Source organism: Finegoldia magna, from assembly GCF_002243175.1.
Classification (GTDB): Bacteria; Bacillota; Clostridia; order Tissierellales; family Peptoniphilaceae; genus Finegoldia; species Finegoldia magna_J.
In genome coordinates, this window is the sequence record NZ_NDYF01000010.1 from 147,222 (window position 1) to 158,862 (window position 11,641).

At 30.7% G+C, this 11,641-nt stretch carries 10 protein-coding genes; all 10 read right to left on the bottom strand.

Going from position 1 to position 11,641, the window contains the following annotated elements; all coding sequences use genetic code 11:
• Positions 1–24: 24 nt before the first annotated feature.
• Entirely contained in the window at positions 25–1,275 is a 1,251-nt protein-coding gene (locus B9N53_RS03920; RefSeq protein ID WP_094203773.1) for a dicarboxylate/amino acid:cation symporter, read from the bottom strand.
• A 207-nt stretch (positions 1,276–1,482) separates the two neighbouring features.
• A complete protein-coding gene (locus B9N53_RS03925; RefSeq protein ID WP_094203774.1) occupies positions 1,483–2,331 on the bottom strand; it encodes an ABC transporter ATP-binding protein in 849 nt (282 codons plus the stop codon).
• A complete protein-coding gene (locus B9N53_RS03930; RefSeq protein ID WP_094203775.1) occupies positions 2,332–4,755 on the bottom strand; it encodes a hypothetical protein in 2,424 nt (807 codons plus the stop codon).
• 111 nt (positions 4,756–4,866) lie between these two features.
• On the bottom strand, positions 4,867–6,426 hold the full coding sequence (locus B9N53_RS03935; RefSeq protein ID WP_094203776.1) for a cell wall-binding repeat-containing protein: 1,560 nt from the start codon (positions 6,424–6,426) through the stop codon (positions 4,867–4,869).
• Between the two features lie 19 nt (positions 6,427–6,445).
• Positions 6,446–7,198, bottom strand: coding sequence for a peptidylprolyl isomerase (locus B9N53_RS03940; protein WP_094203777.1), 753 nt, complete (start codon positions 7,196–7,198; stop codon positions 6,446–6,448).
• Positions 7,179–8,036, bottom strand: coding sequence for a S1 RNA-binding domain-containing protein (locus tag B9N53_RS03945; protein ID WP_094203778.1), 858 nt, complete (start codon positions 8,034–8,036; stop codon positions 7,179–7,181). Before B9N53_RS03945 ends, B9N53_RS03940 begins: the two co-directional genes overlap by 20 nt.
• A gap of 12 nt (positions 8,037–8,048) precedes the next feature.
• Positions 8,049–8,939 (bottom strand): YitT family protein, encoded by an 891-nt coding sequence (locus tag B9N53_RS03950; protein ID WP_094203779.1) that lies wholly within the window; start codon positions 8,937–8,939, stop codon positions 8,049–8,051.
• 115 nt (positions 8,940–9,054) lie between these two features.
• Positions 9,055–9,861, bottom strand: a complete 807-nt coding sequence (locus tag B9N53_RS03955; protein ID WP_094203780.1) for a metal ABC transporter permease — start codon at positions 9,859–9,861, stop codon at positions 9,055–9,057.
• A complete protein-coding gene (locus tag B9N53_RS03960) occupies positions 9,854–10,495 on the bottom strand; it encodes a metal ABC transporter ATP-binding protein (protein ID WP_094203887.1) in 642 nt (213 codons plus the stop codon). The genes B9N53_RS03955 and B9N53_RS03960 overlap by 8 nt, the downstream gene beginning before the upstream one ends.
• A 1-nt stretch (position 10,496) precedes the next feature.
• Positions 10,497–11,534 carry a metal ABC transporter solute-binding protein, Zn/Mn family gene (locus B9N53_RS03965; RefSeq protein ID WP_094203781.1) on the bottom strand — a complete coding sequence of 346 codons (1,038 nt, stop codon included), beginning with the start codon at positions 11,532–11,534 and terminating at the stop codon, positions 10,497–10,499.
• Positions 11,535–11,641: the final 107 nt, after the last annotated feature.

An 11,641-nucleotide genomic window follows, 5' to 3' on the forward strand; every position in this document is an offset into this window, starting at 1 on the left:
CTCAGAGCCTAGCCAAAAAATTCTTTATAAATCTTCTTCATTTATTACTTTTTCATTGAAACCGTCTTTGTATTCATCGTTCTTTACAATATGTCTGTTGAATATTTTATCGATAGCTACAGAGATTGCAGTATCCCCAGAAATATTCGCAGCAGTTCCAAATGAATCTTGTGTCAAATAAAGTGTAATCAATAATGATGCAAGTTCACCTTCTGATGGAATTCCAACTACTGGCAAAAATGGCAAAGCACTCATAACTGCTCCACCCGGAGCTCCTGGTGCAGCAACCATAGCTATTCCAAGAATTGCCATATATCTTAACATTAGTAAGTAAGAATGATCCATTCCATACATTGTTAATATTGTAAAAGTACAAGCAGTAATTGTAATCATTGAACCTGGCATATGAACCGTAGCTCCCAATGGAATTACAAAATCTCTAATATTTTTACTTACTGAGTTTTGTTTAGCACATTCCAAGTTTACCGGAATTGTTGCAACAGATGATTGAGTTCCTATCGCTGTCAAATATCCCTTGATTTGATTTTTGATAAGTTTTATAGGATTTTTCTTTGTGTAAATGCCACTTATTACAAATAATACTGATACATATATTAAATGAAGTGCAATTACACATAAGAATATCTTCCAGAAAATTGAAAGCACTGCAAATACAGATCCTGTGAATGCCATTTTTGAAAAATTACCAAAAATAAAGAAAGGTAATAATGGTACAATTGCAGTCGATAATACTTTTGTTATTATGTCATTAAATTCTCCAACTAATCCATAACAAAATTCACCTTTGCCTTGTTTCCTTAACCATGAAATTGCAATTCCCATCATAAATGCAAAAATAATCGATGAAGTTACATCAAAAAATGGTTTAATTGGAACCTCAAAAAATGGATCCATTCCTATTTTGGTTGAAGCTTGAATCTTAGAAACTTGATCTGGACTTATAAATGCTGGGAATATATTTGAACTCATAACGTATGATAATGATCCCCCAACAATAGTAGATGCATAAGCAATTACAACAGTTACTAATAATAATTTTCCAGCTCCCTCTCCAAGATCAGCAATTCCTTTCGTTACAAAAGCGATAATCATAAGAGGAATAACAAAGTTTAAGAATGCTCCGAACATTGACGAGAATGTTACTGCAGTTTTTACAAACCATTGAGGCATATACAAACCAGCTAAAGTACCTAATCCGATCGCGATTAATAATTTTGGTATTAATCCTAGTTTTTTCTTTTCAGTTTTACTCATAGTTTTACTAATCTCCTTTTTTCTTTATTTATATGTAAAAAACTTAACATATTTATAATAACCTATAATATTTTACAATACAAATGAAAAAAACGCAAGTATTTTCGCAAATTTTTAACAATTTTTATAAATTTTTTCATTTTTAGTAATATTTTCTTCTAAATAAAAAATGAGACTCTTATAACTCAAAGTCTCATACATTTTATATTAAATTTCAAACAATTCCATGTATCTTTCTTGAGAAGATTTTGATTTCTTGTCTATACTAAAAATCTCAACATCCAATTGGGATAAAATCTTCAAAATTGATTTAATATTTTCATCTTTTAGAATAATCAAATTATTTTCGTATTCATATCCGTTATTTATCAAAGTTTTTCTGACAAGTTCATCATTTGAAGTTGAAAGATTCAAATATTTCACAGATTCTAATTTTTCTTCTAAGATTTTCTTATCTTTCAAAAATAAAATATCACGACTTATATCATCCAAATCATTCAACCCATGGCTTGATATAATAATTCCTACATTTTGTTTAGCAATGTCTTTCAAGAAATTCTTCGTTTTAATAACACTAGTTGGATCCAAACCATTTAACGGTTCATCTAACAAAACATAATCATTTCCTGGCAAGAATGACATCGCAAGCATCAATTTTTTCTTCATTCCCAATGAATATTCTCCAACTCTCTTATTTACAAATCCTTCTATTTCAAATTTTTTGCAAATATTATTCACATCATCTGAATTTTTGTTATAAGCATTCTTGATTAATTCCAAGTAATCTATGCCCTTCATATTGCCATCAAGGATAGTTTCATCTCTGAAAAAAGTCAGTTTATTGAAGATTTTTTCATCACTATATTGTTCATCATCAATCACTACTTTTCCACCGTCAACTTTTATAGAATTAGATATGCTGTTCATCAAAGTCGTTTTACCAGATCCATTTGGCCCAACTAATGCTTTTATTTTTCCTTTTTCAAGCTCAAAATTAACCTTATCTAATATAGTTTTGTCGCCGTATTTCTTTTCTAAATCAATAACTTGTAACATTTATTTCCTCTTTTCTTCAAATTTCTTCTTGCTAATAAAATACAACACTACAGTCCATAAAATAACTGATATCACACCAAGCATAAAATTTAAATATCCATTTTGTTGATGAAATGACATAAATCCATTCGCCATACCCGAACTATCAATATAAGATAAAGGTAAAAATGCTGGAACTATTTTCGCCATATAAGGTAATCCTATTGATAAAATTACAATCAGTGCAATAACCAAATTGGACATTTTATTATCTATAAATAGTTTTATAAGGTTTATAACCATTGATATACAAGCACACACTAGTATAGACAATATCACACTCTTGATGATAAATTCCCTGTATCTCATAACTTCTGCACTGAACATTATGTTTGATATTCCCATTGTCGGAAGTTGTGAATTGCCAACTCCACCAAGCGCTAATCCTATTGCAAATACAATTACCAAAACAATTAAGAATCCAATTATCGTGCTGAAAATACTTGATAATACATTTCTTCTGTAAATAGAATTTATGTTAAGTGGTGTTAGTTTTTGTATTTCTATAATTTTCTTATTTCTAGATAGCAAACTTCCAAACAAACAAGCGGATAATAATGTCACAAAAACATTGAATTTTGTGTAGAATAAGTCGTACAACAGATTAATCCCAGAAATCCCCTCACTACTTCCATTAAACAAATATGAAAATATTCTGTCTTTTATCTTCAAATACTTAACTCCATCTTCTGGATTGTAATCCACATTATATATTCCATCGTATAATCTATTAGAAGGAGTCACCTTCATATTCTTTAATATTTCAAGCTTATCGTACATATATCGTTTTGTGTACATACTCAATGAATCGCTCTTGTCCATGAAACCACTACTTTGATCGAACCTCAAATCCCCAGATGTCAATTTGTCTTGATAAAATTTGTAGAATTTATCTGGATCTTTTTCTCTATTGATGTACACTCTGTATTCTTTGATTCCGCCTTCAAATTCTTTTTCAAAATTTTCTAGATTTTGTTTAATTTCCGCGTCTGTCATATAAGGATCATTTAAAATCTTCGCCTTATAGGATTCTCCAAAAGCTAAGTAATTCTTGTAAACTTGCTCTCCTTCTTCACGTAATTTATTGTATTTTTCAGTTTTAAAAGCCGTAAATAACGAAAACAATCCAACTGAAACCACAATAAACACAACCATTTGCTTGGAAATTATATTAGTTAACACCAACCCCTTCACACTAGTCGTGTCAACTTTTCTGTAGGATACTTTTTCTTTTTTCGCTCTATCTTTGACACTGAAACAGCAAACTAAAAGAATTATATCCATCAACAACAAGCATACAATTTGCATCCAAGAAAAATATTTAGTTATGAATAGTGGATTGAATCTGTGATTGAACAGTAACAAATCACCAACAAAACCACCAATAACAATAATAGAACAAACCATCTCCATTGTTTTTGATGTGAAAATTTTCTTAACAAATGATAATATTCCAAATACAAAAGTAGAAGATAAAACCAAAGTTACAATTGCTCGCAACAAGATTTCGTAAGGTTTCAAATACTCCAACTTCACAAATCCTAAGTTCTGTTTTTCAGTTAAGAATTTGTATCTTTCAAGTACAGATATGTGGTAGTAATCAAATTTGCCAAAACCATCCAGAAATACTGTGCTAATTAACAATAGGAATAATAAAACAGAGACAATATACACTACGTAAATTAATAGACTCATAAGAAATCTATTCTTCGTAATTGAAATATTTTTGAATGGTAACTTCTTCAATACATCGTCATTTTCCAGGGAAATTATTAGAAATATTGCTAAAAAAGCTGCCGGCACTACGCCGAATAAAATAGACGATTGTTTAGAAATAATTGCCGCAAAATTCAACTGTTTATATTCATTAATAATTCCGTTTGTTTTTGTTGAATTATCGGCATTCCTGTGTTTAATAAAATTAATGTAGTCTTTATCTACTTTTATTTTTTTGTATTCAGTATGAGAATCCAATTCTCCTAAAAGTTCTAAAACATTTTGTTCGTGAGTATAGATTGATTTAGCATCGTATTTCCTACTGTATTCTCCAAACGATGATTTATTCGTATTTGTCGACATAAAATTGTCTATCTCGTACAAATTATCCGATAATTTCCCATAATATTTTAATTCTGTATCATATATTTTTTCATTTTCTTCAACGCTTAACTTTGGATTTAATTTTTTGCCACTTCGTTTGTTTTTCAAAAAATACGCAATCAAACTATCCGTGCTGGATTCTATTTCTTTAATTCTGTCCAACTCAAAATATGTTGACTTTTGCATTTGTAAAAATATAGTCGCGAAGCACATTATTAACGACAATAATATCACGAAAAAATATGTTTTGTTTCTGATTAGTTTTTTATGTAAATATTTTAGCATTGTTTCCTCCTGCGATAACTTGATATATTACAAATATTATACCCAAATTTCAAAAAAAAAAAAAAGAAAATCGATGATTTTTACATCGACTTTCATTTCTTAACTCTAATATTAGATTCCAAATATTTGAACTGCGTAATATCTGTCATAAGTTTGATCGGAATCTTCATAATACGCTTTTGTAACGAATACTTTTACTTTAACTCTTGTGAATACTTCTCTCAACATATTTTCGTTGTGTCCTTGAGAATTCTTCCAGGCTTCCATTGCACCACTTGCAGTGTATGGTCCGTTGTAGATATTTTCTCCATTGATGTTAGAAATATCTGTTACTAGCCCACCTCTTGGTCTAACGTGTTCAAACAAATGAACAATTTCCGTTGCCCTTGTCTTTGCAACTGGTGTTAATGAATTATCTTGTTTCAATTCTTTTAAACCATTTTCTTTACGATATTGATTCAAAAGTGTTAATATTTCATCTGCCATTTTATCATCATAATGACCACGTACCATTACAATCGTATCGTCACTGATTTGAACTGGAAATTCTTGTTCATTTTCTAATCCTGGTAATGGCTTTCTACGAATAACTTTTTTCCCTGGATATTTTGGATCAGTTGTAACAGTTTCGTCTGATTTATTATCCAAAATCAAATCTTTTACTTTTTCAGAGACTGTATTCTTTCCACCGACAATGTACATTTCTTCAAAAGAATTGCTACCAATATACGATTTTACATCACTTGTTATAGAAGATTTTGAAACCAAAAGTATTGGAGCTTTTAATTTTTGTGAAAGTGGTGCAGCTACCAATGCATCTACAAAAACTTCACCACTAGCAAATATTGCTTTAGTTGGTGCAGTAAAACTTGCGTTCGCAACTCTGACAGATGTCATATATCTGTTAGAGCCAAAAATTCTTTGTGGTTTTACATTAGTAATAGCTTTGATTTCTTGTAGTACTTTTTCTGAAACTGTATTTTGTCCACCGACTACAAAAATTTTACCTATATTTCCTTTATAGAAAGATTGCAAATAATCTTTTGTGTCGCTAGAAATTTTGTTTTTTGATACCAATAATATTGGCGCATCGTGTTTTTGTGCCAAAGATGTGGCGTTAATAGCATCTGCAAATACTTCACCACTAGCTACAACCAAGTTTTGTTTTTCAGCATTTTTACTAGCGAACTTTTCAGAAACTATCTTGGCATTAACTGCATATCTGTCATATCCAGCATATCTAACAACTTTTATTTTCAAATCATTTTCTATATGATTTTGAACAGCCTTACTTACAGATTTTTCTCCACCTATAATTATAACTTCATCCAAATCCTTTGATTTTAAAAGTTTTTCAGTGGAAGCGTCTAATTTATCTGAATAAGTGTATAATATCGGGATTTGTCCTTGACTCATAACAGTAGAACTGATATTATCAGGAAATTTTATCGCGGATACAAGCACGACTTTTTTAGAGTTTTGATAATAATCTTCCATTACTTTATTTGCAACGGCAAATCTATCGCGTCCTTCAATCCTATTCATAGTTGATTGTACTTTTGTAGGACTTGCATTATCATCTTGTTCCTTTGCAAATACAGCAGTGCCTGTACTCAACATCATACTAAATGCTAAACATAAAGCTACTATCTTCTTCTTAAGATTATTCATTTAACTTCTCCAATTATTATTAATAAAATTTTTCTATTTTGTATTCTTTTTGTAATTTGTCTGTAGCATCAATATATGCTTGTTGTTGTTTTAATTGTAATAGTGTTTGTTTCACTTCGTTCTTTGCTTCTTCAAAAGATTTTACTTTTCCTTCAGTTTTATCTTTGATATTGATAATGTGATAACCGAATTGTGTTTTAACAGGTCCTACAATATCACCAATTTCATTTTCAAGCAAAGCATTTTCAAATTCTTTAACCATTTGACCTTGTTGGAATGTTCCCAAATCTCCACCTTGTTCTTTTGATGGACAAGTAGAGTATTCTTTTGCTAATTCCGTAAAATCACCATCGTTATCGATTTTTTCTTTGATTTCGTTAGCCAAATCTTCAGATTCAACTAAAATATGAGAAGCTGTAAATGTTGGTTGAACCTTGAAACTATCCTTGTGGCTTTCATAATATTCCTTCAAATCTTCATCAGATACACGAACAGAATTGATTATGTTAGCCATCGCAAAGTCCTTCAACAATTCTTCTGATTGTTTTTTGACTTCTTTTACATATATTTCATCTTTATCCAAGCCAGATTTCTTAGCATCAAAGAATAAAAGCTTTCTGTTGATTAACTCATCAGTTAATCTTTTTCTTCCTTCTTCATTATTGAATTGCGCTCCTCTATAACCTAAAGCTTGAATAAAATTATCAACTTCTGATTGTTTAATTTCTTCACCATTTACTACTGCTAATATTTTATCTTTGTTGTCTTCCATTATTACCTCTCCCTTTACTAGTTAATTTTATTCCGTCTTTATAAAATTGTATCATATTTTCTTTTAATAGTCTTCCAACAGCTCTTTTAAAACTAGACTTTGACATATTAAATACCGATTTAATTCTGTTGGCGTCTGTTTTATCGTTAAAATTAATGAATCCATCAGAGTTTTTAAGTTCTTCCAAAATAACATCAGCATCTGATGAGATATGCTTATATGCAGGTTCAAAAAATGACAAATCCAATTTTCCATCAGACTTCACATCCGTAACTCTACACTTGACTTCCTCTCCAAGGTCCACAACGCCCGTTAATTCGCTTGAAGGAATAAGCCCTTCATATTTATTATCTACAGCTACAAAAGCTCCTAAGCCGTCCACTATGTTGTATATAACGCCTTCCACCCAGTCGTTCTTCACATAGCCACTGTCGTTTTTCAATAAATTTTTAATTCTCATGGTAAGTGCCAATCTATTCGACTTATCAATATACAAATACACCAAATATTTTTGACCCTTTACTAATTTTGAAGTTTGCTCCTTAAAAGGCAACAAAATATCCTTGTCTAAGCCACAATCCAAAAAAGCACCAATTCTCGTAATATCTTTTACTTCCAGTCTTGCAATCTTACCCAATTCAATCTTAGGTTGTTTCTTTGTTGCCATAAGTTTTTTATTATCGTTGTAAATGAATACATCGACAATATCGCCAACTTTTTCTCCGGAAAGTTCGTCTACATTCATTCTAACAAAATTATTTTCGTTATCTTTTTTCAACAAAACTTCCGTGTTTATCTTATCAATTTTCAAATTCTCTCTTTGTCCTAATTTATACATTTCTTCTCCATTCTAACTCATTCCACCAGGAAGTATTTCAAGCTCTGGATTATCCACTGGATCATAAGTAAATCCTTCACCAACCACTTCACTGACATACGAAATACATACGAATGCCTTAGGATCAATAGATTTTACGTAGTTTTTAATCTTAATATACTCTCCTCTTGAAACAATCGTATTGATAACAAATTTTTCATTATCAGAAAAACCACCAACTGCTTTATAAATTGTGGATCCTCTCGAAATTTGATCTATAATATAAGCGTTAATTTCCTTGTATTTATCACTTGTTATCATCATATTTACTCTTGTATTTAGACCAGCGATAGCCTTGTCAATGACAATTGAGTTGATGCAAATACCAAGCATAGCATACATACCACTTTTTGTTCCGAAAGTGTACATACCAAGCAACACTACAAAAAAGTCTGCTACAAGCATACATTTACCCACATCAATTGAAAAATATTTTCTAATTATCATAGCGATAATATCCGTACCACCAGTTGATGCTCCTTGGTTGATAACCAACGCCATACCAGCAGCTGAAATAATAATTCCAAAAATCAAATTAATCAAAATATCATCTGTCAAAGGTTTGAAATTTGGTAGCAAAATTTCAAGTAACGTCGTTGAACTTGCAAAAATAAAAGAACAATATATCGACAAAACTCCAAAGCTTTTTCCCAGAATAATAAACGCTATAATATACAAAATAGTATCCATAATCATAACGAAAATACCCGTTGGAATTTGTGGAACAAAAGCGTTCAAACTTATCGCAATACCAGAAATTCCACCAATAGTTAAATTAAAAGGCATTATAAAGAAGAAAAAACCAAAAGTTAGTATTAATGTTCCCAATGTTAATATCATTATTTTTTTAATCATTTTGTTCATGCTATCGCCTCCTATCCTTTTATTATACTTGTAAAAATTGCAAATTACAACGTTTTATACACCAAAAAACACCACAAAATAAATTAATTCAAAATTTATAATGCAGTGTTTACAGTTAATTATTTTTTCTAAATTTATTTACTATCATCAAAATTATCAGAACTAGAAGTCCTGTTAACACGATTGATCCACCTGGTTTTAATTGAAAATAATAAGACATATTAATTCCGATAATTGTGAACAAAACTCCAAATAGTGACGAATTAATCACAGTTCTTTTAAAAGAATGAGATACCATTATTGCGCAAGACACAGGAATAACCATCAAGCTTGAAACCATAAGTGCGCCGACAGTTCTAGACGCAATAGCAACAGTGATAGCTATTAAAAAAGTAAATATTTTATTGATAAGTCCTACGTTAATATTAGACAATCTAGCTCCATCTTCATCGAAAATAATATACACTAATTTTTTGTACAACATCACATAAGTCACAATAACAATAAAACTCACAATAATAACCGTGTACAATTCAATATCCGGAATAGCTACAATAGATCCAAACATAAATGATTGAAAATTAGCAGCACCAGGAACAAAATCGGACAAGATTGCCGCAAGTCCTATACCGCTACTCATCACAATCGCAGTTGACAAGTCGGAACTTTTAGCGAAGTTTTTTCTGATGATTTCTATACCAAAAGCTGCAATCACGCACACGAAGATCGCCGCAATAACAGGATTTATTCCGAAAATAAGCCCCAACGCAACACCGGCCAATGAACTATGACTTAAAGCATCTCCTACCATGGAGTTTTTCTTGTTAACGACAAAAGTTCCAATCAAAGGAACAATAATCGACACTAATATCCCCACGATAAAAGCCCTTCTCATAAAATCATATGAAAACATCTCAAACATGTTTCACCTCAACAAATTCATTATCCAATCTAAAAATTCTGTTAAAATAATCTTTAGTAAAATCCAACTCATGAGTAACCACCAAAATAGTTATATTGTGATGATTATTCAAATGCTTCAACAAATCAAATAAATTTTCCTTGCTTCGTTGATCTAGCCCTGCAGTAGGTTCATCAAAAATCAAAATTTGCGGATCGTTAGCCAATGCCTTTGCAATCATGACTCTTTCCTGTTCTCCACCGCTCATCCTATTGTAGTCGTAATTTTTCTTATCCTTCATTTCTACAATAGACAACGCGTTTTCGATTTTTTCATTAGCTTTAATATTCTCATCATCGCTTACATTCATAGCCACGATTTCCCATGCAGTAATAGGAAAAGAAATGCTCTTTTCGTGATTATTTTGAGGAACATATCCAAAACTAAAATTGTCCCTTCCTCCAGCAAATTTTATATCACCACTATCTGCTTTCAGAAATCCTAAAATAAGTTTCAATAACGTAGATTTACCGGAGCCATTAGCTCCGGTTATCCCTACGAAATCTCCCTTTTCGATATTAAAATTTATATCCCTTAATAGCTTTTCGTTTCTATACGAAAAATTCAAATTTTCTACACTAATTATACTATTCATATTATTTTGCTTGTGAGATTGCATCCAAGTTTTTTTCTAACAATGAAAAATAATTGTCCTTTCCATCTTCGATATCTTGAGTCTTAGCTTCTATAGTAGATAACCCTGCAGTCTTTGCGTTGATTTCCTTAGCTAAGGAATTTGCAATCTTATCGCTTTCTCCCATTTCATAAAATACTGTATTTATCTTATGTGATTTTGCGAAATTAGTCAACTCTTTCATCTTATTTAAATCAGGTTCTGAATCTGAATTAATACCTTCAATAGGAACTTGTTTTATTTCATAATCTCTAGCTAAATATCCAAAAGCTTCATGTGGCACGATGAAATATTTGTCCTTTTGTGGTGCCAAAACTTCAGCGTATTTTTTGTCTAATTCTTCAAACTTTTTATCTAATTCTTTGTAATTTTTTTCATAGAAATCTTTGTTTTCAGAGTCAAATTTAATAATAGCTTCATATACATTTTTCATTTGAATTCTAGCTTGTTTTGGACTCATCCAAACATGTGGATCAAATTCACCGTGGTGATGATGTTCATGATCATGGTCATGATCGTGTTCATGTTCTTCGTGGTCATGATCGTGTTCATGTTCTTCATGGTCATGGTCGTGGTCATGTTCTTCTTCAGCTTTAATCTTGTCAATATTTGTAGATGAATCAACTATTTCCGTGTTCTTTAAACTAGATTTAACATCTTCTAACCAACCTTCCAATCCAAGACCGTTAACAATAAGCATCTTTGAATCAGATAAATTTTTAATATCTTGTGCTGTTGGTTCCCAATCATGAACTGTAGCGCCTTTTGGCATAACATTTACCACATCAATTTTATCCTTAGCAATTTCTTTTGCCATATATTCAATCGGATAAAAACTAACATATAATTTCTTTGAATCGGACTTTTCAGTAGATTTTTCATCAGTTTTTTCTTTTTGTTCTTGCACCTTTTGATTGTTAACATCATTGTTTTGTCTAGTACATCCTGATGCCACACCAATCATAAGAGCTAACAATAATATTCTATAAATTTTTTTCATAAACCCTCCATATAATAATTTATTAATGCAAATTATTTGCATTATCATTTTAGAGCGTATTTTTTATTTTGTCAAGAATTATATACAAAACATTAAAATTTTTCAAA